The sequence below is a fragment of the Mesorhizobium sp. CNPSo 4661 genome (assembly GCF_057784215.1).
Genome location: NZ_JBWGIO010000008.1, coordinates 105212 through 131251, shown reverse-complemented (window position 1 = coordinate 131251; position 26040 = coordinate 105212). Strand labels below are relative to the sequence as shown.

At 64.8% G+C, this 26040-nt stretch carries 27 protein-coding genes and 1 pseudogene; 15 read left to right on the top strand and 13 right to left on the bottom strand.

The genetic code is table 11. The annotated features are described in order from the left end of the window. Window positions 1-7: 7 nt before the first annotated feature. The 5 genes from AC0YKC_RS13795 to AC0YKC_RS13775 form a co-directional block, all read right to left on the bottom strand. The gene (locus AC0YKC_RS13795; protein ID WP_488511427.1) at window positions 8-739 is read right to left on the bottom strand and encodes an ATP-binding cassette domain-containing protein; all 732 of its coding nucleotides are present in this window, start codon (window positions 737-739) and stop codon (window positions 8-10) included. Window positions 740-742: 3 nt separating this feature from the next. Beyond that, window positions 743-1720, bottom strand: a complete 978-nt coding sequence (locus tag AC0YKC_RS13790; RefSeq protein ID WP_488511426.1) for an ABC transporter permease — start codon at window positions 1718-1720, stop codon at window positions 743-745. An 80-nt stretch (window positions 1721-1800) separates the two neighbouring features. Continuing rightward, on the bottom strand, window positions 1801-2778 hold the full coding sequence (locus AC0YKC_RS13785; RefSeq protein ID WP_488511425.1) for a substrate-binding domain-containing protein: 978 nt from the start codon (window positions 2776-2778) through the stop codon (window positions 1801-1803). Window positions 2779-2801: 23 nt separating this feature from the next. Beyond that, window positions 2802-4004, bottom strand: coding sequence for a mandelate racemase/muconate lactonizing enzyme family protein (locus tag AC0YKC_RS13780; RefSeq protein WP_488511424.1), 1203 nt, complete (start codon window positions 4002-4004; stop codon window positions 2802-2804). Next, window positions 4004-4723, bottom strand: a complete 720-nt coding sequence (locus AC0YKC_RS13775) for a FadR/GntR family transcriptional regulator (RefSeq protein ID WP_320296079.1) — start codon at window positions 4721-4723, stop codon at window positions 4004-4006. The genes AC0YKC_RS13780 and AC0YKC_RS13775 overlap by 1 nt, the downstream gene beginning before the upstream one ends. A gap of 101 nt (window positions 4724-4824) precedes the next feature. Here AC0YKC_RS13775 and AC0YKC_RS13770 point away from each other — a divergent pair, with 101 nt between their 5' ends. The 3 genes from AC0YKC_RS13770 (at window position 4825) to AC0YKC_RS13760 (ending at window position 8038) form a co-directional block, all read left to right on the top strand. Then, complete coding sequence (locus tag AC0YKC_RS13770) at window positions 4825-5724, top strand: SMP-30/gluconolactonase/LRE family protein (protein WP_488511423.1); 900 nt, start codon at window positions 4825-4827, stop codon at window positions 5722-5724. A gap of 88 nt (window positions 5725-5812) precedes the next feature. Further along, on the top strand, window positions 5813-7099 hold the full coding sequence (locus AC0YKC_RS13765) for a patatin-like phospholipase family protein (RefSeq protein WP_488511422.1): 1287 nt from the start codon (window positions 5813-5815) through the stop codon (window positions 7097-7099). A gap of 234 nt (window positions 7100-7333) precedes the next feature. Then, entirely contained in the window at window positions 7334-8038 is a 705-nt protein-coding gene (locus AC0YKC_RS13760; protein ID WP_434722115.1) for an SDR family oxidoreductase, read from the top strand. A gap of 44 nt (window positions 8039-8082) precedes the next feature. Here the strand turns inward: AC0YKC_RS13760 and AC0YKC_RS13755 are convergent, their stop codons facing one another. The 3 genes from AC0YKC_RS13755 to AC0YKC_RS13745 form a co-directional block, all read right to left on the bottom strand. Beyond that, window positions 8083-8277, bottom strand: a complete 195-nt coding sequence (locus AC0YKC_RS13755) for a hypothetical protein (protein ID WP_488511421.1) — start codon at window positions 8275-8277, stop codon at window positions 8083-8085. Between the two features lie 107 nt (window positions 8278-8384). Beyond that, complete coding sequence (locus AC0YKC_RS13750) at window positions 8385-8615, bottom strand: hypothetical protein (protein WP_320296083.1); 231 nt, start codon at window positions 8613-8615, stop codon at window positions 8385-8387. 85 nt (window positions 8616-8700) lie between these two features. Beyond that, window positions 8701-9144, bottom strand: a complete 444-nt coding sequence (locus AC0YKC_RS13745) for an SRPBCC family protein (RefSeq protein WP_320296084.1) — start codon at window positions 9142-9144, stop codon at window positions 8701-8703. 579 nt (window positions 9145-9723) lie between these two features. Here AC0YKC_RS13745 and eglC point away from each other — a divergent pair. From eglC to AC0YKC_RS13730, 3 genes are all read left to right on the top strand, one after another. Further along, window positions 9724-11172 (top strand): endo-1,3-1,4-beta-glycanase EglC, encoded by a 1449-nt coding sequence (eglC, locus tag AC0YKC_RS13740; RefSeq protein ID WP_488511420.1) that lies wholly within the window; start codon window positions 9724-9726, stop codon window positions 11170-11172. 133 nt (window positions 11173-11305) lie between these two features. Next, window positions 11306-13027, top strand: a complete 1722-nt coding sequence (locus AC0YKC_RS13735) for a type I secretion system permease/ATPase (protein ID WP_488511419.1) — start codon at window positions 11306-11308, stop codon at window positions 13025-13027. A gap of 3 nt (window positions 13028-13030) precedes the next feature. After that, window positions 13031-14347, top strand: coding sequence for an HlyD family type I secretion periplasmic adaptor subunit (locus AC0YKC_RS13730; protein WP_488511418.1), 1317 nt, complete (start codon window positions 13031-13033; stop codon window positions 14345-14347). A gap of 32 nt (window positions 14348-14379) precedes the next feature. Here AC0YKC_RS13730 and AC0YKC_RS13725 read toward each other — a convergent pair whose 3' ends face one another. After that, window positions 14380-14682 carry a hypothetical protein gene (locus AC0YKC_RS13725; protein WP_488511417.1) on the bottom strand — a complete coding sequence of 101 codons (303 nt, stop codon included), beginning with the start codon at window positions 14680-14682 and terminating at the stop codon, window positions 14380-14382. 177 nt (window positions 14683-14859) lie between these two features. On the opposite strand from AC0YKC_RS13725, the gene AC0YKC_RS13720 reads away from it, so the two are divergent. The 4 genes from AC0YKC_RS13720 to AC0YKC_RS13705 are packed head-to-tail and all read left to right on the top strand — an operon-like array spanning window position 14860 to window position 18883. Beyond that, a complete protein-coding gene (locus AC0YKC_RS13720; protein WP_320296394.1) occupies window positions 14860-15738 on the top strand; it encodes an ABC transporter permease in 879 nt (292 codons plus the stop codon). 13 nt (window positions 15739-15751) lie between these two features. Further along, complete coding sequence (locus AC0YKC_RS13715; protein WP_488511416.1) at window positions 15752-16594, top strand: ABC transporter permease; 843 nt, start codon at window positions 15752-15754, stop codon at window positions 16592-16594. Continuing rightward, the gene (locus tag AC0YKC_RS13710) at window positions 16591-17733 is read left to right on the top strand and encodes an ABC transporter substrate-binding protein (protein ID WP_140804969.1); all 1143 of its coding nucleotides are present in this window, start codon (window positions 16591-16593) and stop codon (window positions 17731-17733) included. The genes AC0YKC_RS13715 and AC0YKC_RS13710 overlap by 4 nt, the downstream gene beginning before the upstream one ends. Further along, on the top strand, window positions 17726-18883 hold the full coding sequence (locus AC0YKC_RS13705) for an ABC transporter ATP-binding protein (protein WP_488511415.1): 1158 nt from the start codon (window positions 17726-17728) through the stop codon (window positions 18881-18883). Before AC0YKC_RS13710 ends, AC0YKC_RS13705 begins: the two co-directional genes overlap by 8 nt. Window positions 18884-18941: 58 nt before the next feature. Here AC0YKC_RS13705 and AC0YKC_RS13700 read toward each other — a convergent pair whose 3' ends face one another. After that, window positions 18942-19157, bottom strand: a complete 216-nt coding sequence (locus AC0YKC_RS13700) for a hypothetical protein (RefSeq protein ID WP_488511414.1) — start codon at window positions 19155-19157, stop codon at window positions 18942-18944. Window positions 19158-19413: 256 nt separating this feature from the next. On the opposite strand from AC0YKC_RS13700, the gene AC0YKC_RS13695 reads away from it, so the two are divergent. The 5 genes from AC0YKC_RS13695 to AC0YKC_RS13675 all read left to right on the top strand — a co-directional run bounded on the left by AC0YKC_RS13695 (window position 19414) and on the right by AC0YKC_RS13675 (window position 23522). Continuing rightward, a complete protein-coding gene (locus AC0YKC_RS13695) occupies window positions 19414-19662 on the top strand; it encodes a YjiS-like domain-containing protein (RefSeq protein WP_488511413.1) in 249 nt (82 codons plus the stop codon). 234 nt (window positions 19663-19896) lie between these two features. After that, complete coding sequence (locus tag AC0YKC_RS13690; protein ID WP_320296093.1) at window positions 19897-20475, top strand: OsmC family protein; 579 nt, start codon at window positions 19897-19899, stop codon at window positions 20473-20475. Between the two features lie 61 nt (window positions 20476-20536). Beyond that, complete coding sequence (locus tag AC0YKC_RS13685; RefSeq protein WP_488511412.1) at window positions 20537-21763, top strand: flavin-containing monooxygenase; 1227 nt, start codon at window positions 20537-20539, stop codon at window positions 21761-21763. An 11-nt stretch (window positions 21764-21774) separates the two neighbouring features. After that, the gene (locus AC0YKC_RS13680; RefSeq protein WP_488511411.1) at window positions 21775-23070 is read left to right on the top strand and encodes an NAD(P)/FAD-dependent oxidoreductase; all 1296 of its coding nucleotides are present in this window, start codon (window positions 21775-21777) and stop codon (window positions 23068-23070) included. Continuing rightward, on the top strand, window positions 23067-23522 hold the full coding sequence (locus tag AC0YKC_RS13675; RefSeq protein ID WP_488511410.1) for a MaoC family dehydratase: 456 nt from the start codon (window positions 23067-23069) through the stop codon (window positions 23520-23522). Before AC0YKC_RS13680 ends, AC0YKC_RS13675 begins: the two co-directional genes overlap by 4 nt. 19 nt (window positions 23523-23541) lie before the next feature. Here AC0YKC_RS13675 and AC0YKC_RS13670 read toward each other — a convergent pair whose 3' ends face one another. From AC0YKC_RS13670 to AC0YKC_RS13660, 3 genes and pseudogenes are all read right to left on the bottom strand, one after another. Beyond that, a complete protein-coding gene (locus tag AC0YKC_RS13670) occupies window positions 23542-25092 on the bottom strand; it encodes a bifunctional AfsR/SARP family transcriptional regulator/alpha/beta hydrolase (protein WP_488511409.1) in 1551 nt (516 codons plus the stop codon). A 222-nt stretch (window positions 25093-25314) separates the two neighbouring features. Then, a pseudogene (locus AC0YKC_RS13665) lies at window positions 25315-25632 on the bottom strand (DMT family transporter); the annotation flags it as partial. Window positions 25633-25727: 95 nt separating this feature from the next. Then, window positions 25728-26009, bottom strand: a complete 282-nt coding sequence (locus AC0YKC_RS13660; protein WP_488511408.1) for a hypothetical protein — start codon at window positions 26007-26009, stop codon at window positions 25728-25730. Between the last annotated feature and the right edge of the window lie 31 nt (window positions 26010-26040).

Here is a 26040-nt window from a genome sequence, read left to right as displayed (position 1 = left end):
AGTTTCCCTAGAGCACGCCATGCACTTCATCGATCGAGGTATCCTCGATGCGCTTGTCCAGCACCACCTCGCCGCGCGCCATCGCCACGATGCGGTCGCAGCAGTCGAAGACGTGGTGCATGTTGTGGCTGATGAAAACGCCGGTCACCCCCTGTTCCTTCAAGCCGCGCACGAAGCCGATCACCTTGTTGGTCTCCTTGACCGAGAGGTGGTTGGTCGGCTCGTCGAGGATCATCACCTTCGACTTGAAATGCATGGCGCGCGCGATGGCGACGCCCTGGCGCTGACCGCCGGAGAGCTCGCCGACAAGCGCGTTGGGAGAGCGCAGATGCAGGTCGACATTGGCGATGGCGCGGATACTTTCCTCGGCCATCTTCTTCTGGTCGAGGATGCCGACACCGAGGATCGAGAAGCGGGTCGGCTCGCGGCCGATGAACAGGTTCCTGGCGATCGACATGGTGGGGACCATGGAGTTGTACTGGTAAATGGTCTCGATGCCGAGATCCATCGCGTCGCGCGGCGTGGCGATGCTGACCGCCCTGCCCTCGACCTGGATCTCGCCCTGATCGGCGCGGTGGACGCCGGACAGGATGTTGATCAAGGTCGACTTGCCGGCGCCGTTGTCGCCGACAAGGCCGAGCGCCTCGCCGCGCCGGAAATCGAGCGAGACGCCCTTCAGCGCATGTACGCCGGAATACCATTTGTGCAGGTCGCGCACCGAGATGATCGCATCGCCCACGGCTCAGCCCTCCATCTTGATGGCCTTGGCGCGCTTGCGCATCCAGGCATTGGCGACGACGGCGAAGATGGTCAGGAAGCCGATGGCGAACTTGAACCAGTTGGCGTCGACGTGGCTGAGCACAAGTCCGTTGTCGATGACGCGGATCAGCGTCGTGCCGATGATGCCGCCCATCACCGTGCCGATGCCGCCGGTGAGCGAGGCGCCACCGATGACGGCGGCCGCGACGGCCTGCAACTCCAGCCCCTCGCCGATCGAAGGCAGCGGCGAGCCCAGCCGCAGCACCTGCAGCATGCCCGCAAAACCCGCGAGCACCGAACAGAGCATGAAGCAGACGATCTTGACCCTGGCGGTCGGGATGCCCATCGAGGCCGCGGCCGGCTGGAAGCCGCCGGTAGCCTTGATCCAGTTGCCGAAATTGGTGCGCGACAGCATCAGCGAGGTCAGCACCGCGACCGCCGCGAACCACAGGAACGACATGCGGAACATGTTGCCCGGCCCGACGAAGGAGGTGAACAGCCAGTTGGGCAGGTCGGCGGGCAGCAGCGGCGGGAAGCCGCCGGAGACAACCACGGTGAGCGAGCGCGCCATGAACAGCATGCCGAGCGTGGTGATGAAGCTCGGGATCGCGAAGCGGATGGTGATGTAGCCGTTGATGAAGCCGATAGCCGCGGCGACCAGCAGTCCGGCGAGCAGCGCCAGCGGGAACGGCCAGCCATGCACCATCAGCACCGCCATCGACATCGGCATCAACGCGAACACCGACCCGACCGACAGGTCGAACTCGCCGCTGATCATCAGGATGGTGACGCCGATGGCGACGAGGCCGGCCTCCGGCAGGATGCCGAGGACACCGCGCAGATTGTCGGCATTCAGGAACACGCCGTGCGAGCGCACCTGGAACAGGACGATGAGCAGAACCAGAAGGATCAGCCCGGCCAGCTCCGGTTTTTCGAGATAGGTCTTGAACAGGCGCTTCAACGCAAGGCTCCGGTGGTTCGGGATTCAGACGCATCGGCGACGGCCGGCGCCGCCGATGCAGGTCTCGGTATTTGGAGAGCTTACCTCAGCCCCTGGGCCGACAGCGCCATGATGCTGTCGGCCTCCTTTGGCCGCACGATGCCCTGGCCGGTGTCGATGTCCGAAGGCGCAAGGCCGATCTTCTTGTTCAGATAAGCCTCCATCACCGGCATGAAGCCCTGCATGTAGGGCTGCTGGTCGACCAGCGCCTGGACATAGCCCTTCTGCATCTGCTGCAGCACCTCGGGCACTAGGTCGAAGCCGCCGAGCAGCACCTTGCCCGGCGCCACGCCTCGATCGGCCAGCACGCGGGCCACGCCGGCGCACCAGAAGCCTGTGTCGAAATAGGCCGTGGTGTCGGGATGGGCGTTCAAATAGGCGCCGACGCGGTCGGAGGTGATGGCCAGATCGGTGCCGCTGTCGATGCGCTCCCACGACACGTCACGGTCCTTATGAGCGGCCTTGTACTCCTCGAGGAACTGCATGACGCCGGCGCCGCGGCTTTCCGACCAGTTCTGGCCGGGCGCCGAAATGCCGACCAGCACCTTGATCGGACCGTCTTTCGGAAAACTCTCGGAAATCGCCTTGGCGAGCGAATAGCCGGCCGGCTTGAAGCCCTGGCCGACGAAGGCCTGCCGCGCATTGCCCTTGGCGCCCTCGGTGTCGTCGACATTGACGGCGATCACCAGCACGCCGGCGTCGCGTGCCTCCTTGACGACGTCATCCAGAGCGTGATCGTCGACGATTGAGGTCAAAAGCGCGTCGGGCTTGGCGGCAAGTGCTGCTCGCATGTTCGCGACCTGCTGCTCGACCGAGCCCTCGGTCTGGGTGAAGACCATGTTGCAGTTCGCTTCGACTTTGGCGCAGGCATCGTCAAAACCCTTCTTCACCGCCTGCCAGAACGTGTTCGAGGCCGACGAATGATGGGTGAAGACGATGTTGAGCCCTTCGGCGCGGGCCACGGATTGGCCGCCGATCAGGGCGACGCCGAGCAATAGCATTGCGGTGAGTTTCTTCATGTCTGTTCCTCCCTTTGGATTTTTCAGATGCTTGTCCTGTCGCTGACGCGACGATGGACGGTGTAGGCGCGGCCGAGTTCCGGACTGAGCGCCAGCCCCAGCCCCGGCCCGGGCGGCACGGTGATCATGCCGTCCTTCACTTCCGGCAGCGCGGTGACCAGATCGCGGTACCAAGTGCGGTAGAAGGCGCGCACGCTTTCCTGGACGAGCGCGTTGGGCGCGTTGAGCGAAAGATGCGTCGAGGCGGCGAGCACGACCGGACCGGTGCAGTCATGCGGCGCCACCGGCAGCCGCCATGCCTCGGCCATCGAGGCGATCTTGCGCGCCTCCGACAGGCCGCCGCACCAGGAGATGTCGAGCATGACGATGCCGGCCGCTCCCGTCTCCAGCAGGTCGCGGAAAGCCCAGCGGCTGCCCAGCGTCTCCGAGGCCGAGATCGGTGCCGGACTGGCGGCGGCATAGCGCTTGAGGTCGCCGAGGCTATCCATGCGGATCGGGTCCTCGTGCCAGTAGGTGGCGTAGGGCTTCAGCGCCTGCGCGATCCTGATGGCCGGCAAGAGCTGCCACATGGAGTGGAACTCGACCATGATGTCCATCTTGTCGCCGACGGCTTTGCGAATCTTTTCAAACGGTTCGAGCGCCGCCTTCAAGTCGGCGGCGGAAATGTCGTTGCCGCGCGTCTTTTCCGCCGCGTGGTCGAACGGCCAGATCTTCATGGCGGTGATGCCGTCCTCCAGCAGCTCCTCCGCCAGTTCGCCGGCGCGGGTGAGGAAGGCGTTGAGGTCGTCATAATCACGCCCGGCGCCGATGCCGTAATTGGCCGTGGTCTGGCCCTTGGCGTCCTTGATGTATTCGGTGCCGGCGCAAGTGTTGTAGGTGCGGATCGAGCGGCGGCTGAAGCCGCCGAGCAATTGCGCGACCGGCTGGTTGGTGGCCTTGCCGAAAATGTCCCACAGCGCGATGTCGAAGGCCGAGTTGCCGCGCACCTCGGCGCCGCTGGAGCGGAAGCCGAGATAGCCGACGAGGTCGGCGGCCAGGAGGTCGATCTGCAGCGGGTCGCGGCCGATCACCCGCGGCGCGACATATTCGTGCAGATATTCCTCGACGGTGCGCGACAAAAAGAAGGTCTCGCCGAGCCCGGTGATGCTCTCGTCGGTATGGACCTCGACCCAGAGCAAATTGGGCCGCTCCTCGATGCGGACGGTTTCGATGGCGCGGATCTTCATCAAGCAATCCCCGCATCGAGCAGCGCCTTGACGCTCTTGTCGAAATGCTCGGCCATGTGCTCGGCCGCCAGCCGTGGATCGCCCTTGAGGATGGCGTCGGCGATGTCCTCATGGCCCTTGATCATCTTGAGCTGGGCCTCGTCCGAGGAGCGGGTGCGCCAGCCGATCACCCAGGTGCGGCGCGTGACGCCGCTAAAAGCGGTGACGATCAGCGAAAAGACCGGGTTGTGCGAGGCCGCCGCGATCGCCTCGTGGAAGGCGATGTCGTGCTCCATGACGGCCTCGGGGTTCGTGAAATTCTCGCGCATCAGCCGGGCGGACTGGGCAATCGCCGCAGCCTCCTGGTCGGTGCGGCGCAGCGCGGCGAGCGCAACCGTGCGCATCTCGATGGTGCGCCTGACGTCATAGACCTGCTGCACGCTGATCTGCTGGGTGGTGATGCCGTGCTCGATCACCATCGACATCGCGCCGGTATCGAGCTTGGCGACGGTGGCGCGGCGCCCGGCGCTCATATCGATGAGCCGCATCGCCGACAGCGAACGGAAGGCCTCGCGCACGACGGTGCGGGAGACGTTGAGCTGGCGCGTCATGGCGGCTTCGCTGGGCAGCGGATCGCCAGGCGCCAGACCCTCCGAGCGGATGTGCTGGGTGATCGCCTGGATGGCCGTGCTGACCAGTCCGGGGCTCGGCTCACCCGGTGGGTCCGTCTGCTCCTGCATTGCGCTCCCTCAAAACCTGTATGACAGGTTATTATTAAATTGCTCATATTTCATCCGAAAGATATATGTCAAGTGCATTTCCCGGGAGACGGAGGAGCCCCATGCCCGAAACCGATGCCGCCCTGATCTTCGACGCGCGCGACGTGGTCGGCGAAAGCCTGGTGTGGGACGACCGCCGCGGCAGACTGGTCTGGGTCGACATCATCGGCCGCCGAATCCATCGGCTGGACCCGTCGACCGGAGCGCATGAGAATTGGCCAACGGGCGATCTCGTCACCTCGGTCGGCCTGCGCGCCGATGGCGGCGCCATCATCGGCCTGCGCAAGGACATCGCACTCTGGGATTTCGGCGGGCCGTTGCGAACGCTTGCGACGATCGAGGCGGACCGGCCCGGCACGAGGCTCAACGAAGGCGTCGTCGCGCCGGACGGCTCGCTCTGGGTCGGCACGATGGCCAACAATATCGGGCCGGACGACGCTCCCTTGGCCATCATGAGCGACGAGGGCCGGCTCTACCGGGTCGGTTCCAACGGCAAGGCGACGTCGCTCAGCGAGGACCGCTTCGGCATCACAAACACCATGGCGTGGCTGCCGGACGGCCGCTTCGTCACCGCCGACACGATGAAGAACGCGCTCTACAGCTACTGCTGGGACAAGAAGGCGGGACGGCTCGGCGAACGCCTGCCCTTTTTCACCGGTTTCGAGCGCGGCCTGCCGGACGGCTCATGTCTCGACGCCGATGGTTATGTTTGGAACTGCCGGGTGGTGGGCGGGAGTTGCCTCGCCCGTATCGCGCCCGACGGCAGGCTGGACCGGATCGTCGAGCTGCCTTGCAGCTGGCCGACAAGTTGTGCCTTCGGCGGTACGGATCTCGACACGCTGTTTGTGACCTCCGCGCGCTTCACGATGAGCGCCGAGCATCTCGATGCGCATCCTTCAGAGGGCGGCGTGTTCGCGCTCAAGCCCGGCGTGCGCGGCATACCGGCCAACCGCTTCGGATAATCTCCCCAATAGGTCGGCACGCGGTTCGATTTCCAATCTGTGAAGTTACGCGTTCCCCCACTTGCAAGAATGCCGGCGCTGGGCTGGATTGACCAAAGCCAAGCTCGAGGACGCCAGACAGGCAGAGGGGGCCGCGATGGAGCCGGTTGCGGCTGGATCAGCACCGGACGCGGATGACGGCAAGGCCGAGCGCTACGATCTCGGCCTCTGCCTGTCGGGCGGCGGCTATCGCGCCATGCTGTTTCATGCGGGCGCGCTCTGCCGCCTCAACGAGGCCGGGCTGCTCCAGAAACTCGATATGGTAAGCTCGGTCTCTGGCGGTTCCATCGCGGCCGGGCTGCTCGCGGTGCTTTGGCCGCGCTTCACCTTCGTCGACGGCATCGCCGCCAATTTCGATATCTATCTCGACAGGGTACTGGAGTTCTCGCAGGTCTTTCTCGACGCGCCGTCGATCTTCAAGGGCCTGTTCAACCCGTTTTCCAGCGCCGCGCGCGAAGTCGCCGCCTGCTACGAGAAACATCTGTTCGCCGGCTCGAGGCCGATGCTAAAAAGCCTGCCGGAAAAACCCTGGTTCGTGTTCTGCTCCAGCAATCTCGACACCGGCTCGCTGTTCCGGCTGTCGCGGCGCTACATCGCCGACTACCGCATCGGCGTCGCCTACCAGGCCGACCTGCTGGTGGCTCTTGCGGTGGCCGGCTCCTCGGCCTTTCCACCTTTCCTGTCGCCGCTCCGGCTCGACCTCACGCCGTTCGCATGGCGCAACGACAAGCTCGACCCGAGCGTCGGCGCGCCGGTGCCGCCTTCCAGAGCCGTGCTCACCGATGGCGGCGTCTACGACAATCACGGTATCGAGCCGGCGCTGAAGCGATGCCGCTGGCTGCTGGTCAGCGACGCCGGCGCGCCCTGGCGGGCTTCGAACGCCGGTTACTGGAACTGGTTCTCGCAGTTGAAACGCGTCGCCGACACCACCGACAACCAGGTGCGCTCACTGCGGCGCCGGGATCTGGTGGCGCGCTTCCAGGCGGCCAAGGACGCCGACGATCGCGGCCTGCCTAGTGACGCGACCCGGCCCGACTATGCGGCGACGCGCGGCGTCTTCTGGTCGATCGCCAGCAAGCCGGGCGCGACCGAGCCGACTTTCGTGCAGACCGCCGCCACCGCGCCGGCCGATATCGGCACGTCGCTGCATTTCCTGGGCAGCGAAGAGACCGTCGACCTGGTGAACTGGGGCTATTGCGCCGCAGACCAGGCGTTGCGCGGCTGGTACGAGCCGGCGGTCGCTGCCGGCAGGGGCGTGCCGCTGAAGCCGGGCGACGTGAAGCCGGGACGCTGCGCGCGAGTGTCGAAGGCCCTGATGAGTGTGTTCAAGGTTTGAGCCCCTTTTCCTCGCCCCACGCAGTGGGGAGAGGTGGCTCGGCGAAGCCGAGACGGAGAGGGGAGCGCCCTACGAAGGCCCCCTCTCCGTCCGCTTCGCGGCCACCTCTCCCCCGCCTTTGGCGGGGGCGAGGAACCCCAGCCCTCATACGCTGGCGCAATCCAATCCGGTTCGTGCCCTGCCCTCTGCATGCTAACAGAGGCGCTTTCACAATTCCAACGAGTGGACAGCGACATGGCGACAGAAAAAGTAGCTCTTGTGACGGCGGGCGGCAGCGGCATGGGGGCTGCGGCGGCGAAGCGCCTGGCGGCGGACGGTTTCAAGGTCGGCGTGCTGTCCTCCTCCGGCAAGGGCGAGGCGCTGGGCGAGGAACTTGGTGGCTTCGGCGTTACCGGCTCCAACCAGTCGAACGAAGACCTGAAGCGCCTTGCCGACGGCGCGCTGGAGCGCTGGGGCCGCATCGACGTGCTGGTCAACAGCGCCGGCCACGGGCCGCGCGCGCAGATCATCGAGATCAGCGACGAGGACTGGCACAAGGGCATCGACACCTATTTCCTCAACGCCGTGCGCCCGACGCGGCTGGTGACGCCGGTGATGCAGAAGCAGAAAGGCGGCGTCATCATCAACATCTCGACCGCCTGGGCGTTCGAGCCGAGCGCGATGTTCCCGACCTCGGCCGTGGCACGCGCCGGGCTTGCCGCCTACACCAAGATCTTCGCCGACAGCTATGCGGCCGACAACATCCGCATGAACAATGTGCTGCCCGGCTGGATCGACAGCCTGCCGACGACGAACGAGCGCCGCGACAGCGTGCCGATGAAGCGCTACGGCACCTCGGAAGAGATCGCCGCGACGATCTCGTTCCTCGCCTCCGATGGAGCCGCCTACATCACCGGGCAGAACATCCGCGTCGACGGCGGCATCACAAGGGCGCTGTAAGCCGCGCGGCAGCAGGACGGCGCCCGGCATTGCCGGGCGCCAAGTCATTTGCGACCGCGAAGATGCAACAGCCAAAGAAAGCCCAGCAGAGCAACGACAGCGACGACATTGCCGAAAACGTTGCTCCAAAAACGCGCCGGGTCGTCCACACACGAAATCCAGCTAAGCCTTCCCCGGATCTCGCCAGTCTTCAGGCCATAAGCAAGGTTATAGATCGCGAAGGCGGCGAGTGCCGCCACCAGGACAAAGACGGTGTCGTTATTGTTGCGATCCCATGGAGCACGTGTAGCTGCGCCCGATGAAATTTTGCTTATCGCCGTGCGGGTAACGAGGATGTCGCCTCAAGTCATCCCGGTCTACGGGAATTGAGCACCCACAGAAAGGCTATCGAAGCCACCAGGACAATCGAATTGCCGACCACGATGTTCCAGAAGCGCGTCGGATCGTCCGCGAGGGCGACCCAATGCAACTTGCCCCGGACTTCGCCTGTCCTGATCCCGCAGGCAATGTTGTAGATCGCGATGGCGGCAAGCGCAGCCATCAGGACAAACAGGTCGTTGTTCTTGTTGCGATCCATGGAAGCGGCTTTTAACAGCGCTTGGTGAAATTTTACTTACCTTGGGTAAGGCGGCTGCCGAAAGACCGGCAGCCGCCTGCCTCATTTACTGGTTGATCTCGGGTTCGACGAGCTTGGCCAGGTTGCGCAGCGATTCCTGCCAGCCGAGATAGCAGGCCTCGGCCGGGATGGCGTCCGGGATGCCCGCCTGGGTGATGTTGATCTCGGTGCCGACCGACACTTTCTTCAAGGTCACCGTCACCTCGATCTGGCCCGGCAGGTTGGGGTCGTCGAAGCGGTCGGTGTAGCGCAGGCGCTCACCCGGAACGAGCTCGACGAATTCGCCGCCGAAGGCGTGGCTGTCGCCGGTGGTGAAGTTGCGGAAGGACATCTTGTAGGCGCCGCCGACCTTGCCGTCGAACTCGTGCACCGTACAGGTAAAGCCGTTCGGCGGCAGCCACTTCGCCAGCGCGTCCGCCTCGACGAACGCGCGGTAAACCTTCTCCGGCTTGGTTGCCAGGACACGGTGCAGTTGGATGGTGCTCGGCATGTCTCGATATCCTCTCAGGTTTCGTTGATCGATGCCCCAAGGACGGGCAGCCCCCAGCCGATCCGACAGAAGCTGTCAAATTTTTTGCCCGGCGGCTACCTGCCACCCTTGCAACGGAGGCTGCGGACACGATCGCTTCGATCAGGCCGGGCATCGTCGGCGGCGCGGGCTGGTCGGGCGCAATGTAACGCGATGTGCGACATCGTTGGGCATCGCTGTTCGTTCGGGTTGATCGCTTTTCTAGAGCAGACCGAAATCGCTTTCCGGCTCGGATGTCCAACGTCGCAAATATGGCGACTCAGCGCCTCGATCACCGCGCGGCCACGCTGGCCGATGGCGGTCACGCGCTGCATCTTGCCCAATATTTCAGCATGAGCCTCGCAATATTGAGTAAAATTGAGTAATTCAACGTGCAATTATCGCGTATAAATTGTATTAGAACCACCTTATTATCTCTATTTCTAATCATTAATCGATGAGTGGTAATTTTTTGCCTGTACTGTAACGCGAATCCTTGGAACCATAGGCCGGCTTGCAGGTTGGCCTGAAAATCAGGTGCCACCGAGAAAGGAGTGTCCGATGAGCTTCGTTGTCAACGCGATAGGCGTTCCTCTTTACTACAGCGGCGCTTCCAATCACTGGCTTTCGGCGTCCTCGCCCGGGACGATGAACGGCACCTCAGGCAACGACTCCATCTGGGGCACCAGCGGCGTCAACGTCACCATGTATGGCGGCCAAGGCGACGACATCTATTACCTCTATTCGGCGGGCAACAAGGTGGTCGAGAACCCTGGCGAGGGCATCGACACGATCAACACATGGATGAGCTACACGCTGCCGAACAATGTCGAGAACCTCGTCGTCACCAACGCTCACAACTATGCCTTCGGCAATTCGCTGGACAACATCATCACCGCCACGGCGGGCGGCCAGACGATCGACGGCGGGGCGGGCAACGATGTGCTGATCGATGGCGGCGGCGGCGCCGATGTTTTCATCATCGCGAAGGGCAACGGCAGCGACTCGATCATCAATTTCGCCTCGAATGATGCCGTCCGGCTCGATGGCTACGGATTCACGTCGTTCGCCGCCGTCCACGACGCGATGATCCAGGCGGGACCGAATGTGGTGCTGAACCTTGGATCGAGCGAAATCCTCGAATTCAAGAACACCACGATCGACAAATTGCAGCCCAACAATTTCCAGCTGCCGATCGACAAGTCCGGCATGACGCTGTCCTTCAGCGACGAGTTCAACACGCTGAACCTTCACAATAGCCAGGGCGGCACCTGGGACACCAACTTCTGGTGGGGCGCGCCGAACGGCAGCACGCTGACCCGCAATGGCGAGTTGCAGTGGTACATCGACGCCAATTACGCGCCGACCAGCTCCGTGCATCCGTTCAGCGTGCAGAACGGGGTTCTCACCATCACCGCGGCGCAGGCGCCGGCCGACATCAAGCCGCTGATCAACAATTACGAATACACATCCGGCATCCTGACCACGCATGACTCGTTCTCGCAGACCTACGGCTATTTCGAAATGAGGGCCGACCTGCCGGAAAACGCCGGCGCCTGGCCGGCCTTCTGGCTGCTGCCGGAAGACGGCTCGTGGCCGCCGGAGCTTGACGTGATGGAGATGTATGGCCAGAAGCCGAATTCGCTGCTGATGACCGCGCATACCAACCAGACGGGCCAGCACACGACGGTCGGATCCACGGTGAACGTCATGGATACCGCCGGCTTCCACACCTATGGCCTCTTATGGACGCCGGACAAGCTGATCTGGACCTATGATGGCGTGCAGGTCGCGGCGGCGGCGACGCCGTCCGACATGAACAAGCCGATGTACATGCTGGTCGATCTCGCGGTGGGTGGCCAGGCGGGCGCGCCGCCGGACCATCTGGCGACACCGGCGCAGATGAAGATCGATTATATCCACGCCTATACGCTGAACGATCTGCCAAGCCAGGCGGCGGCGCTGACCAGCCACACCGCAAGCAGCACGACAAGCGAGCATACGGTCTGAAGCGAGGGCGGTCTTTCGAATCGCGCGCTTCAGGCTTCTGATATTGCGCATGTCTTTTTCGAAACCGGTTCCCGGTTTCCCGACGGACATGCTTCAGGCGATCGGCCCATGGGCTTCGACAGGGAGTGCGGGAATGGCTGGACAGTCGGGATTGCGGCCGGTCTTGCGTCGCGCCATCGCCGATGTCGGCCTGTTCTCGCTGCTCATCAACCTGCTGCTGCTGGTGATCCCGCTTTACCTGCTGCAGGTCTATGACCGCGTCCTGCCCTCCTCCAGCGTCGAGACGCTTGTCTATCTGTCGATTATCGCGGTCGCGGCGCTTGGCTTCCTTGGCTTGCTCGACGCCATCCGCGCGGTCTACACGCAGCGCATCGCCGCGACGGTCAACGACAGGTTGGGCGCGACGGTTTTCGCCGCGTCGCTCGGCGCCAGAAGCACGCTGTCGCCACTCAACGACCTCGCCTCGGTCTGCGCCTTCATCCGCTCGCGCGGTGTCTCGATGCTGTTCGACCTGCCCTTCGCGCCGATCTTCCTGGCGCTGCTCTATCTCATCCATCCGGTGCTGTTCTGGGTGACGCTCGGCGGCGCGGTGCTGCTCGTCGTGCTGGTCGTGGCCAACCAGCTTGCCGTCGGCAGGAACGACGCGCTTTCGGCGGAGCGTTCGGCTTTGGCCAGCAAGGCCGAGCAGGCCTTTGCCCGCAACGCCGAGACGCTGCGCGCCATGGGCATGGTGGAAAACGCCGCGCGCGCCTGGGGGCGGCATGTGGCGGCCGCGCTTGCCCTGCATGACCGTTCGGCCGGCGCCAATGCGCTTTTCAGCGGCGCGTCGCGGGCGTTGCGCATGATACTGCAGCTGGCGATCCTCGGCGCCGGCGCCTGGCTGGTGCTCAAGGGCGAGATGACGGCCGGCATGATCTTCGCGTCCTCGCTGGTGTCGTCGCGCGCGCTGCAGCCGCTGGACCAGCTGATCGGTTCCTGGCGGCAGCTCGCCGACGCCAGGCGCGCATGGTCGCGGCTGGCAGCCACGCTAGCGGCGCGGCCGGCAGCGGCGAGCAGGCTCATCCTGCCCGACCCGACCGGCGCGATTGCCGCGCAGGATCTTTTCTTCATCGCGCCTAACGCCACATTCGGCGCCGAGCCCATCCTGAAGCGGCTGAGCTTCGCCATCAGCGCCGGCGAAGCGGTGGCGATCGTCGGCCCGAGCGGCGCCGGCAAATCAACTTTGGCGCGGCTGCTGGTCGGAGCTGCCCAGCCGAGCGGCGGCACGGTCAGGATCGACGGCGCCGAGCTCAGGACCTGGGACGAGAACCAGCTCGGACGGCATGTCGGCTATCTGGCGCAGGAGGTGGAGCTTTTCCCGGGCTCCATCGCCGACAACATCGCCCGTTTCGACGCGGACGCGGACGACGCGGCGATCATCGAGGCGGCAAAACGCGCCGAGGCGCATGAGCTGGTCCTTTCGCTGCGCGACGGCTATCAGACGACGGTCGCCGGAACGCTGTCGGGCGGCGAGCGGCAGCGCATCGGCTTGGCGCGCGCCTTCTACGGCAATCCGCGCATCCTGGTTCTGGACGAGCCGAGCACGCATCTCGACGGCGCCGGAGAGACAGCACTGGAAGCGGTCCTAGCCGCCGCGCGCGCCGCGGGCGTCACCACCATCGTCATCACGCATCGCCCCACGATCGCCTCGGCTTGCGACCGCGTGATGGTCTTGCGCGGCGGCGTCATCGAGGCGTTCGGACCGAGCGCGGAGATCTTGCGGCAACCGGGCAAGGGCGCGCAGCGGAGCACGGTGGTCACGGGATCGTTCGCGCCAACCATCCGCGCCGCGCCGACCATCCGCTACGGGTCCTGAACGATGACGCAGAGCCTCATCTTCGAAAGCCGCCCGCGCACCGATTTCCGCCGCGCGGCCTTCGCCGGCTACGCGGCGATCGCGCTGCTCGCCGGCGGCTTCGGCTATTGGGCGGCCAAAGCGCCTCTTGCCGGCGCCGTGATCACCCAGGGCACGATCGCTGCAACCGACGGCAACATCCTAATCCAGCACCGCGAGGGCGGCATCATCAGGCAGTTGCTGGCGCACGAAGGCGACCATGTCCGGGAGGGCCAGGACCTTATCCTACTCGACCGGACCGCCCCGGAGGCCGATCTCAACCGACTGACAAGGCAGTGGATCGCGCTCAAAGCAAGCGCCGCACGGCTGGAGGCCGAGCGCGACGGCCTCGCCACGCTGGCGCCGATCGCCGAGCCAGCGCCTGCGCCGTTCCAGCAGGAATTCGAAAACCTCATCCGCGAGCAGCAGAAGGAGTTCGACGCCAGGCTTGCGCGGTTCCATTCGGAGCAGTCGATCCTGGCGCAGCGCGTCGCCATGCATCGCGAGTCGGTCAAAGGGCTGAACGCGCAAAAGTTGGCAATCGAGCAGCAGGCCGAGGTGGTGAAGAAGGAGCTCGGCATCAAGACCGACCTTCTGGGCAAGGGCCTCACCAACCGCACGGAGTATTCGCAACTCTTGCGCTCGGAGGCCGATCTCGTCGGCCAGGCCGGCGCGCTGGAGGCGGACCTCGCCTCGGCCAATACGCAGATCGTCGAGGCGGAGGCGCAGACCGAACGCGCGACGACCCAGCGCGTCGAGGAAGCGCTGACCAAGCTCGACGATGTGCGCACCAACCTCGCCGATATCGAGGAGCGGATGCGCGCGGCGCAAGCGGTGCTGAAGCGCACGACGATCACCGCGCCGGCGGCGGGTATCGTCGTGGCCTCGACCTATAATTCGCAAGGCAGCGTGGTGGCGCCCGGCGAGAAGATCATGGAGATCCTGCCCACGTCATCCGGCCTGGTGGTGGACGCCAGGCTGCGGCCGAAGGATATCGACCAGGTGCATGTCGGCCAGCAGGCAAAGCTCAGGCTCTCCGCGCTCAACACGCGTCTTACGCCGGAAGTCCCGGCCACGGTGAGCGAGATTTCCGCCGACCGGCTGATCGACCAGGCCACCCACGAACCCTATTTCCGTGCCAGGCTGAAGATCGCCGACGCCCTGCCCCCGGGCGTGAAGAGAGAACAGCTTTATCCCGGCACCCCGGTCGACACCTTCATCAGCACCGGCGACCGGACTTTCTTCGAATATCTGGTGCGCCCGATGATGGACTCGTTCGCAAGGGCGTTTGCGGAAAGATAGGGGCGGACGGCGTGTTGCGGCGGCCGGACGGCCTATTCCAGGAACATTAGCGCCGTGGCCAAGAAGCCCATTCCGAAGGAAGACGCCATCGAATAGGCGATCATACCGACAGCCACGTAGCCCCCGTTGCCTGACGATATATGGCTGCCGACCGTGCCGAAAGCCACGAGCCAGCACGCTACGATCAACCCGATGATCGCCCCTATGGCGATGTTCTTGATCACAAAGAGCACCAGTGAAGGCATGAGCCCTGCTCCCAAAAGAGCATTTCGGGTGCGGCCCACGGCTTGCGGCCTCGTGAGCCGGCAGCTGTCATTCAACGCCCAGAGATGCATCTGGTTGCTCCTGCCGTCCCTTTTCACTGCTGCGCCGGTTCGAGGGGCCTGACGGCAATCGCGGACACGCGACCGCTCTGGCTCAATCACCGCCTGTAGACATCGCGGCGGCAATGAAACAATCTTCACTGTGGGAACATAAGCGCGTCGAAGAAGACGCCTACCTCCGGGGTGCGCATGAACAATCGCTGGACCTTGTACGATCCACGCCTGGCCTGGATGCTGGTTGCACCGGTGCTTCTGCTGCTGATCTTCTTCCTGGTGCTGCCGATCGCGGTGATGGCGGCCTATACGTTCTTCACCTTCGTCACCGCCGGCGTCGAAACCAGCGCGCTGACCCCCGCAAACTGGCAGGAATTCTTCACCGACAGTTACTATTCCGGCTTCCTTCTGAAGACGCTGAGGGTCGGCGCGATCACCGCGCTGCTGTGCGGCGTGCTCGGCTATTTCCCTGCCTATTTCATCTGGGCGACGAGCTTCAGGCACAAATGGCTGCTCTTGCTCCTGCTCATCGTGCCGTTCTGGATCAGCTTTACCATCCGCACCTTTTCCTGGATCAACATCCTGGGCGAACAGGGCGTCATCAACGTCGCGCTGCTCAAGATGGGCATCATCAACGAGCCGCTGCAGATGCTCTACAACGAAGGCGCGGTGATCCTGGGACTGCTGCATTTCCTCCTGCCCTACATGATCCTCAACGTCTATGTCAGCCTCGAGGGGATCGACCGCACGCTGATTGCGGCGGCGCGCTCGATGGGCTGCACCAGCGCGCAGGCGTTCCGCGAGGTGACCCTGCCCCTCTCCCTGCCCGGCCTGGCGGCCGGGCTGCTGCTCTGCTTCGTGCTGGCGGCCGGCAGCTATGTGACGCCGCAGTTGCTCGGCTCGGGCCGCGACGCGCTGTTCGGCAACCTGATCTACGACACGATCATGGGCGAATTGAACTGGCCGATGGGCGCGACGCTGTCGATCGTGCTGTTCGTCGTGCTCGGCTTCTTCGCCGCCATCTACACCCGCTACATGGGCATGTCGCAGATCGTCAAAGGGCTTGGTGGATGAGGAAATCGGGCGGATGAGCGGCACGCGGCGCAAGGAGGAAGGCAGATGGGCCTGGCGGCTGACCGGCTTCGTCACGCTTTGCGTCTACATCTTCATGTTCGCGCCGATCGTGGCGACCGTCATCCTGTCGTTCAACGCCTCGATGTTCGGCGGCTTCCCGATGACCGGTTTTTCGCTGCAATGGTACGCCAAGCTGATGAACAATGACGCGGTGCTGACGGCCTTCCGCACCTCGCTGTGGATCGCGCTGGTCACCGCAGTCGCCACCACGGCCATCGGCGTCGTCACGGCCTTCGCGCTGGTGCGTTTCGACTTCCCCGGCAAGCAGGCGCTGAGCACGCTGGTGATCCTGCCGGCACTGGTGCCGGAAACCATCCTCGGTGTCGGCCTTCTGGTGCTGATCAAGGCGATCGACCAGCCGCGCACCATGCTGCTTCTGGTGCTCGGCCATATCCTTCTGGCCGTGCCCTATGTCGTGCTGATCGCGCAGGCACGCATGGTGGGCATAAGGCGCGTCTATGAGGAGGCAGCTCTCTCGCTCGGCGCATCTCGCTTCTCGTCCTTCCGCGAGATCACGCTGCCTCTGCTCATCCCGGCGGTCGTCGGCGGCGCGCTGCTTGCCTTCACCATCTCGTTCGACAACACCTCGGCCAGCCTGTTCTGGCGACCGGCGGGCGTCGAGACCATGCCCACCCAAATCCTGTCCATGCTGAAAATCTCGATCAGCCCGGAGATCAATGCGCTCGGCACCGTGATGATCCTGGTGACCGTCGGCATCCCGTTGATCGGCGGCCTGATCCTGCAGAGCCTGACGAAGTTGAAGAGACGCGGCGAACCAAGGGAGGAAGTACGATGAAACTGACGACGACCAAGCGGCTTGAACGGCTGCACGACCGGTATGCCAATGGCGATCTGAGCCGCCGCACTTTCCTGACGCTGACCGCCGCGGCGGCAGCATCGGCGGGACTTTCCATGCCGTGGATGGGACGGGCGCTCGCCGCGGTCGAGGAAGTCCGCTTCGACGGCTGGGGCGGCACGGTGCAGGACGCGATCGACAAGTTCGCCTTCCAGCCCTACACGGCCAAAACCAAGATCAAGGTGGTGCAAGGCACGTTCGGCGACGAGGACGAGATCATCACCAAGATCAAGACCGCGAAGCCCGGCGACTATCAGGTCATCCATTCCTCGGGCGTCAACTACTACATCAAATACGTCAATGGCGGCCTGACCTCGGAGATCAACGAGGCCAACATTCCCAACATGGTGAATGTGCTGCAGCCGATGATCGAGCCGTTCCGCAAGCTGACGCCGAAGCTGTCGGCCGTGCCTTACGACTACGGCACCACCGGCATTGCCTACAACACCAAGGTGATCTCGCCGGAGGAGGCCAAGGAAAAGGGCGCGGCACTGCTGCTCGACAAGAAATATGCCGGCAAGGTCGGCGGCTATTCCGACATGACGACGCGCGTCTGGTACGCCGCTTTGGCCACCGGCCAGGACCCCAACAACCTCAAGGACATGGACACGATCTGGGCCAAGGTGCGCGAGACGCGCGACCTCGCCAAGAAGTTCTGGAGCTCCGGCGCGGAGCTGATGGACCTGCTTTCCAAGGGCGAGATCGTGGTAACCGACGCCTGGTCGGGCCGCGTCGCGGCGCTGCAGGACCAGGGCCATCCGATCGGCTATCTCGATCCGGCCGGTTCCTATGCGTGGATGGAGGACATGCTGATCCTGAAGGGCTCGCCGATGGCAGAATGCGAAGAGCTGATCAACTTCATGCTCGACCCGGCGACCTCGATCGCGGTGGCAGAGGGCCAGAGCTATCCGCCGTCGCTCGACCCGACCAAGGTCAAGCTCACCGACAAGATCGCGAAGCTGCCGGCCTTCGATCCGACCGGTACGATGAAGGCGCTGACCTTCGCCGATCCGACCTACTGGGCGACCAACGAGGACGCCTGGACCAAGCAGTGGAACAGGATCTCGAAAGGTGCCTGACAGCCAGGACACGAAAATCCATCCCCGGCCGGCCTCGGCCGGGGCGGAAGGCGCGATCGCGACCGCCGAGGCGAGCAGCCCGGCGGTCGAGTTCCGCAACATCGACATCGCCTATGGCAAGTTCGTCGCGGTCCGCGATTTCTCTTTATCGATCCGCAAGGGCAGCTTCGTCACGCTGCTCGGCCCCTCGGGCTGCGGCAAGACGACGATCCTGCGCTCCATCGCCGGGCTGGTCGACATTTCGGCCGGCCAGATCATGATCGGCGGCCGGCGCGTCGACGACGTGCCGATCTACAAGCGCAACATCGGGCTGGTCTTCCAGAGCTATGCGCTCTTTCCGCACAAGAGCGTGTTCGACAATGTCGCCTTCGGGCTGAAATACCGCAACGTCGCCAAGCCCGAGATCAGGCGCAAGGTCGGCCAGGCGCTCGACATGGTGCGGCTGCCGGGCAGCGAGAAGAAGCTGCCCTCGCAATTGTCGGGCGGCCAGCAGCAGCGCATCGCGCTGGCCCGCGCCATCGTGTTCGAGCCGCAGGTGCTCCTGCTCGACGAGCCGCTCTCGGCGCTCGATGCCAACATGCGCGAGGAAATGCGCGTCGAGATCAAGAAGATCCAGAAGGAAACCGGCATCACCGCCATCTTCGTCACGCACGACCAGGAAGAAGCGCTGTCGATGTCGGACCGCATCGTGGTGATGAATGCCGGTTCGGCCGAGCAGATCGGCACGCCCGAAGAGGTCTATGAGCGGCCGGCCACCGCCTTCGTGGCGGACTTCCTCGGCAAGGCCAATATGCTTTCCGGGACGGTGAGCAGATCCGACGGGCCGACAGCGGTCACGCTCGCCAGCGGCCAGACGGTCAGCGTGCTTTCACCCAAAGCGCTGGCGCAGGGCAGCGCCGTCACCGTCGTGGTGCGGCCGCAGAAACTGTCGGTCGGCGGAGCGAGCGCCAACCGGTTGCCCGGCCGGGTCGTGTCGGCCTCCTATCTCGGCGGCAGCGCCATCTACGAGGTCGACATAGGCGGCGCGGCGAACATCCGCGCCAACGCCCCGATCAATGGCCGCGTGCTCACAGAAGGCGAGACAATCGAGCTAGGCTTCGACCCGGACGACTGCGTGCTTCTGGACGAGGCCGGGCGGCGGATTTCCTGACGGCGGCCGCCTTCTTGCAGGCCCGGGCGTTTGCCACGCATTCGGTCTTGGTCGCAGTTCATTTCTTGGAGAGAAACGCCTTGCAGGCAGGCGTGAGCTCACTGATGTGCTGTTTAAGACAGCTCAACCCCTTTGCATTGTCGACCATCTTGCACAGTCGCTGGGCATCCGCCCTGCATGGTGTTTTGTAGGCATCTTTCGCCAAAGCGGCCTCAGTGAGGAAAAGCGATATGGAAGCCAGAAGCGCCAGTCCAAGCGATTGCTGTTTGCGCATGATTTAATTCCCCTCTGAAAATCAGCATAGTAACGCAACCCTTATATACGCGAATCCTGATATAAGCGAAAGTCTAAGGACTTCGCCACGACGCGGTCCGTGCTGCATTGGAAAAGGATGATATTTTCAAACTGAGACAACGCCGGATTCCACGGCGATTTCGACGCCCGCTCCAACGCTGGTTCCCCCGGTCGTAAGCCACAAGCCGTCCCATCGACGACGCGAAGGATCGCGCCGCAAAACGATGGAGACAACGATGACGACTTTGGAACATACCGCTTATGAAACCGGTCGCGCGGGCTTCAGCCTTACCGGCTCTGCCGGCCGCACGCTTAGGCTTGTCTACCGTGCGATGAGGATGCGCAGTGACCGCGCCGCCATGCAGGCCATGCCCGACTATCTGCTCAAGGACATGGGTATCGCCCGTTCGGAAATCGACCATTACACCTCGATGCACTACGCCGCGTCCGGCGCCGATGGGATGGATATCCGCAACGCCGGATGACAGCCGATGGCGATCATTACCACGCTGTCGCCAAGCCCCGGGCTTCCCCACGCCCGGGGCTTTTGCGTTCGGTCAGGCGGCGCCGACGCTTCGTTTCAAACGATACGTCCAACGCAATTTCCACGGTAGGCGTATGAAAAATTCCACGATCGCACCCACTCTCGTTCAAACGCTTCATCGGCAAACAGAGGCCGTCACGGCAACCAAGCCGCAAACGAACCTTTGGAGATGAAGATGCAACCCAACACCAAACCTGCACGGCTTCCGCTCAATGGCGTCGACACGCCGAACCTGATGGCGACGATCAATTTCGTCGCCGGGCAGCCCGAGTTGGCCAAGTTCCAGTTCCGCGCCCACAATGAATGGATCGAAGGCACGCACAGCAAGACCGTCATGAACGGCTTCTTCGGCGCCGGCAACGAGCAGAAGCACGAGAAGCCCCATTATGCCGACGCCGACCATCCGGCGATCCTGTGCGGCGCCGACAATGCGCCGACCCCGGTCGAGTGGCTGCTGCACGGGCTGGCGGGCTGCCTGATGGCGGGCGTCGCCAACATTGCCGCCGCGCGCGGCATCAAGCTCACCAAGGTGAAATGCTCGGTCGAGGGCGACATCGACCTGCGCGGCATCCTCGGCATTTCCGACGAGGTCCGCAACGGTTTCCAGAACATCCAGGTGTCGTTCGAGATCGAAGGCGACGCGCCGGCCGAAAAGCTGCAGCAGCTGGTCGAGCAGTCGCGGACCCGTTCGGCCGTGTTCGACGTGCTGACCAAGGGCGTGCCGGTCACTGTCGGCATCAAGACCATCCAGTAAGTCGGCAGGCGGTCCGGAGCCAATCCGGGCCGCCTCCGCTCCCACTGACGGAACAGTACCTATGAGACGCGCGGACGTCGTCATCATCGGCGCCGGCCAGGCCGGCCTTGCGCTCAGCCATTGCCTTGGCCAGGCCGGCATCGACCATGCCGTTCTGGAGCGCGGCCGGATCGGCGAGCGCTGGCGCTCGCAGAGCTGGCGTTCACTGAGGCTGCTCACGCCGAACTGGCTGAACACCCTGCCCGGCTCGCCCTACGAGGGCGACGATCCCGACGGCTTCATGAGCAAAGGGGCTTTCGTCGAAAGCCTGGAGCGCTACGCCTGGCAATGGCATGCGCCCGTCGAGACCAATGTCGAGGTCACATCTGCAAAGCGGACCGGCGACGGCTTTGCCTTGCGCACCAGCGCCGGCGAATGGTCGGCGCGCGCGGTCGTCGTCGCGACGGGACATTGCGACCGGCCGGTCATTCCTTTTTCTGCCGAGACCCTTCGCGGGCCGCTCAGCATCCACGCTTCGCAATATCGCTCGCCTGGCCAGCTGCCCAGCGGCGGCGTGCTGGTCGTCGGCGCCTCATCCTCCGGCGTGCAGATTGCCGACGAGCTCGCCCGTGCCGGGCGGCGTGTCGTGCTTTCGGTCGGCAAGCATGCGCGCCTACCCAGAACATGGCGCGACCAGGACATCTTCTTCTGGCTTTGCGCAATGGGCCTGATGGCGCAGCGCCAGGAAGACCTTGCCGATCCGGAAAGCGCTCGGCGCCAGCCGTCGCTGCAGCTCGCCGGCCGGCCCGACAGGGCCGACGTCGATCTCGCCACGCTGCAGGCGCTCGGCGTGGAACTGACCGGGCGGGTGCATGGCGTCGGCGACCGCGAGATCGCCTTCGCCGGCGATCTCGGCCAGCACATCGCGGCGGCGGAAGCGAAGCTGGCGCGCCTGCTCGACCAGATTGACCGCTTCGCAGGCACGCCGACACCATACCGGCCCGAGGCGGTGGCGATGCCGGCGGCCGGCGCCGAGCGGCTTACGCTGACCGACGGATCGATCCGCACCATCATTTGGGCGACCGGCTATGCGCGCTCGTTCGGCTGGCTGGAGCCGCTGGCGCTCGGCGCCGACGGCGAGCTCGCGCATCAGGGCGGCGTCACCAGCGTGCCCGGCCTCTACGCACTCGGCTTTCGCTTCCTGCGCAAGCGCGATTCCAACTTCATCGGCGGTGCCGGCGAGGACGCGAAAGCGATCGCCGCCGAAATCTCACGTCATCTCGACTGCAACGGCCGCAAGGCGGCCTGAGGACCAAGACCATGGCAACCAACCCTATCTCCCTCATGGCCGCTCCGAAACGCGGCCATTACGACGCCATTATCGTCGGCGCGCGCTGTGCGGGTGCGGCGAGCGCGATGCTGCTCGCCCGCGCGGGCCTCAAGGTGCTGGCGATCGACCGCAAGCCCTATGGCTCCGACACGCTGTCGACGCATGCGCTGATGCGGCCCGCCGTTCTGCAATTGTGGCGCTGGGGCTTGCTGAAGCCGCTGCTCGAAGCCGGCACGCCGCTCATCGAGACGACGACCGTCCACTATGGCGATGAGGAGATCACCATCCCGCTCGCCGCCGGTTCGGACCTTCCCGGCCTGATCGCGCCGCGGCGCACCGTGCTCGACCGCATCCTGGTCGATGCGGCGCGCAAGGCCGGCGCGGAAATCCTCCACGAGGTGGCGGTCGGCGATCTCTTCGCAGACACGCGCGGGGGCGTGCGCGGCATCGAAATACGCGCCGCCGGCCGCGCATCCCTGCGGGTCAGCGCCGATATCGTGGTCGGCGCCGACGGCGTCGGCTCGCTGGTGGCAAAATGCGTCGACGCCCAGCCCTTGCGGCGCGGCGCGGTGTCGGCCGCCCATGTCTATGGCTATGCGCCGGTCGAGCCCGGCACCGGCTACCACTGGTACTTCCGCGACGGGATCGCGGGCTCGTTCATCCCGAGCAATGACGGCCTCGCCTGCATCGTCGCCTCGGTGCCGACGAGCCTGTTCGACCAGCGCTTCCGCCTCGGCTACGCCCGCGCCCGCATGGATGTGCTCGAGGCGCTTTCGCCGGCTCTGGCCGCACAGGCGGCCAGAGCGCCGAAGGATGCCCGCCTGCAGGCGTTTCGGGGCGTGCCTGGCTATATCCGCCAGGCGCACGGCCCCGGCTGGGCGCTGGTGGGCGATGCCGGTTTCTTCCGCGATCCGATCACCTCGCACGGCATTTCCGATGCGCTGCGCGACGCTGAGAGCCTCGCGCGCGCCATCCTCGACGGCTCGGACGCGGCATTCGCGATCTGGCAGCGGCAGCGCGACATGATCGCCAACCAGATCCTCGACACCACCGATGCGATCGCCGGCTTCGACTGGACGCTCGACGATCTCGGCGAGCGTCATCGCCACTTCAGCGCCGTGCTGAAGGCCGAGGTTCAGGCGCTGGCCGGGCAGCCGGCGCCGGTGCACCGCGCCCATTCCTCTGCATCGCGGCCGACGGCCCACCGGGCGCCGGCCAACCAGGACGAACCGCCGGCCTCGGCCGGAATGACACCCAATCGCAACCGAACCGGAGCAAGACCATGACTGTGCATGTGATGAAGGACGGGTGGGTCGGCGTCATCAAGGGTCGACCAAAGGTGGGCGCCTTCGCCGAGCGCTCGCGGCGCACGCAGCCTCGGGATATCGACGCGTTCGCCGAGATGACCGGCGACCGCAACCCCTTGCATTACGACAAGGCGCTGGCCGAGGCTTCGGTGTTCGGCAAGCTTATCGTTCAGGGCGGCGTCACGTCCGGCATCCTGAATGCGGTGGTGGCGGAAGACCTGCCCGGCCCCGGCTCGGTGTTCCTCGAAGTGTCGTGGAAATTCGTCAAGGCGGTCGGCGTCGGCGAACTGATCACCGGCCGTGTCGAGGTCAAGGAGGTGCGCGCCGACAAGCCGATCACCAAGCTGGAGACGTCGGTGCGCAACGAAGCCGGTGAGCTTTGCCTCACCGGCACCGCGACGGTCTTCACCGTGCCATTGGCTAAGAGCTGAGAGCTGCGCCAGCGCCCGGTTACCCGCCCGCCGTCTCGGCGATGAAGGCGCGGACGTGGTCGATGAACTCCTCGAAGGCGGGCTCGCCTTCGAGGAGGATGTGGTTCTGGCTCTCGAGCTCGATGAAGCGCGCGCCGGGAATGCCCGCTGCCATGGTGCGCCCGGATTCGACGGGTGCGACGTTGTCGTCCCGCGCGTGCAGCACCAGCGTCGGAACGCGCACCTTGTCCAGCAAGTCGGTGACATCGATCACCGAAAAGGAACTCTGAAGGCGCCAGGCATCGTCGGGCGAGACGGTGCGCAGCATCAGATCGTCCATCCAGGCGAAATGTTCGTGCGTGGCGCCGGGGATGAACATGGAGCAGAAGGCTTGGCGGAACATCGGGTTCGGCTTGCCCCAGCTCTCGCGCATCAGCGTCGCGGCGGCCTCGCGCGTCGCGATCTCGCCCGCGTCGCCGCGTGCCCGCCAGCCTTTGACGTAACCGCCATAAAGGATCATGCCCGAGACCCGCTCGGGATGGCGGATGGCATAGGCGATCGAAACCGCGCAGCTCTGCGACAGGCCAAGCAAGGTGAAGCGGTCAAGTCCCGTCGCCTCGACGACGCATTCGAGGTCCGACAGCATGGTCTCGAACGAGATGTCGACGACGTGCCGCTGCGACAGGCCGTTGCAGCGCTCGTCGTAACGCACCAGCCGGTTCTGGCGCGACAGTTCGCGCATCCAGTGCCGCCAGATCGGGCTGTCCCAGTCGAAGGTGAGATGCGACATCCAGTGCGCGGCGCGCAGGATCGCCGGGCCGCTGCCGGTACTGGCATAGGCGAGCCTTGTGCCGTCGAGAGCCCGGCAGAATTGCACGGCGCGGCCAGGATCCTGCGATGACGCAGGTTTCGACGCCGTTTGCGGCGGCCGGGCGGAGCTGGATTGCGACGCGCTTCCCGGGGCTTGAGCGGTGGCCGACCGGACCCTGTCCTCCAACGCCTCGATCTCGGCGGCGAGCCGCGCATCGTCGGGCACGAGGCCGCGCAGGCGCTGGGCGAACGGTAGCGCTCGTCGCGGCTGGTCCGCCAGGCGCTCGACCAACTCACGCAGGATGCCGAGCTCGACGATCTCCACCTCGCTGGCGATGGCCTGCCGCCAGCTTTCGTAGTCGAAGCAGCGCTCGAGCGAGAGATCGGCAAGAAAGCCGCCGCGGATCGAGGCCAAGACGGCTTCCAGCTCTTCACTCGTGCGGGAGGAAAGGTCGGCCTTCACCAGCGGCGCCAGCCGCGCGTAATCGGTATCGATGTTGAGCGCGACGGCGTTGCGATCGGCGACGAGCGCGGTTCCGTCGCCGCCCAGCACCTGGCGGATCTTGGACAGGCTCCAGCGCAAGGCGCCGCGCGGATCGTCGGGAATGTCCCAGAATATCTCGCACAACCGCTCGCGCTGGTGCTGCCGGGCGGTGACGGCGAGGTAGGCGAGCAGCGCCCGCGTCTTGCGCGATGGCGGCAGGTCAACCGGCTGGTCGTCGCGCATCACCTGAAAATCGCCAAGCACGCGCAGCTCCAGCATGTGCTGGCCGCCGTTCATGCGTTCACACGCTTGTCGATCGCCATGATCCCCCTTCGGCCCTGACCGGCGCTGCGAAGGGCAGCCAATAGCAAAATCGGCTAATTTAGGAAAGCTTGGCCCGGACGGCTCACGGTCCAGGAACCCAAATCGACTTGCCCATGCGAACAGCCGATCGACGCGTTTGTCGCTCCCTCACGCCTTTGCCGCAACCGCCCTCGGCTTGATGGCCGTCGCCAGCACGACCCCGACGACGATGAAGGCCGCGCCGAGCGTCAGGCCGATCGCCCCCACCGCGACGATCTCCAGCGGCCGGGATTTGAGAAGCGCAAGCATCGCGCCGTGATGGCGGTGCACGATCGGCAAAAGGATGGCGCAGGCCAGCAAGAGCCGCCAGAAGCACAGTCCCCAGGGCGGCATTTCCGGCGCCACCCATTTGGCCGCGATATAGACACCGGCCGAGAGCAGCCAGCACAGCACAGCGGTGGGATAGCCGCCGAGCGAGGGTATCGAAACGGCGGCAGGCTGGCCCGCCGGATGCGCTATCGGTATCGCCTGCATCGCATGCCCCCGTTCAATGAACGTCAGACGCAGCCGGCAGTCTACCTCATGCCGCAAGAGCTACATACGGCCCTGATAAAGCCGTCTGTAGGAGATCAGTGCGAGGTGTCGCCGGCCGTATGCAGCAGGTCCCAGGCTGAGCCGACGCGACCGTCGAACTGCGATGCAAAGCGTTCGGCTTCGGTGCCTTCGAGGCCGTCGTCGACAAGCGCCTCGATGCTCCGCCGCAGCAAGGCCAGTTGCATCTGCCGCGCATGCCTCGCGTCGGTTTCACGCATGATGGCCGTGACGTGATAGGCCAGGGCGGGCTGGCCAAGACAGGACAGGAGCGCGCCCGACCCCGTCGTCGCCGCAGTGACTGCTTCCTCGATATTCATTCCGGCGCTCCCTCATCGAAGATGCTGGGCG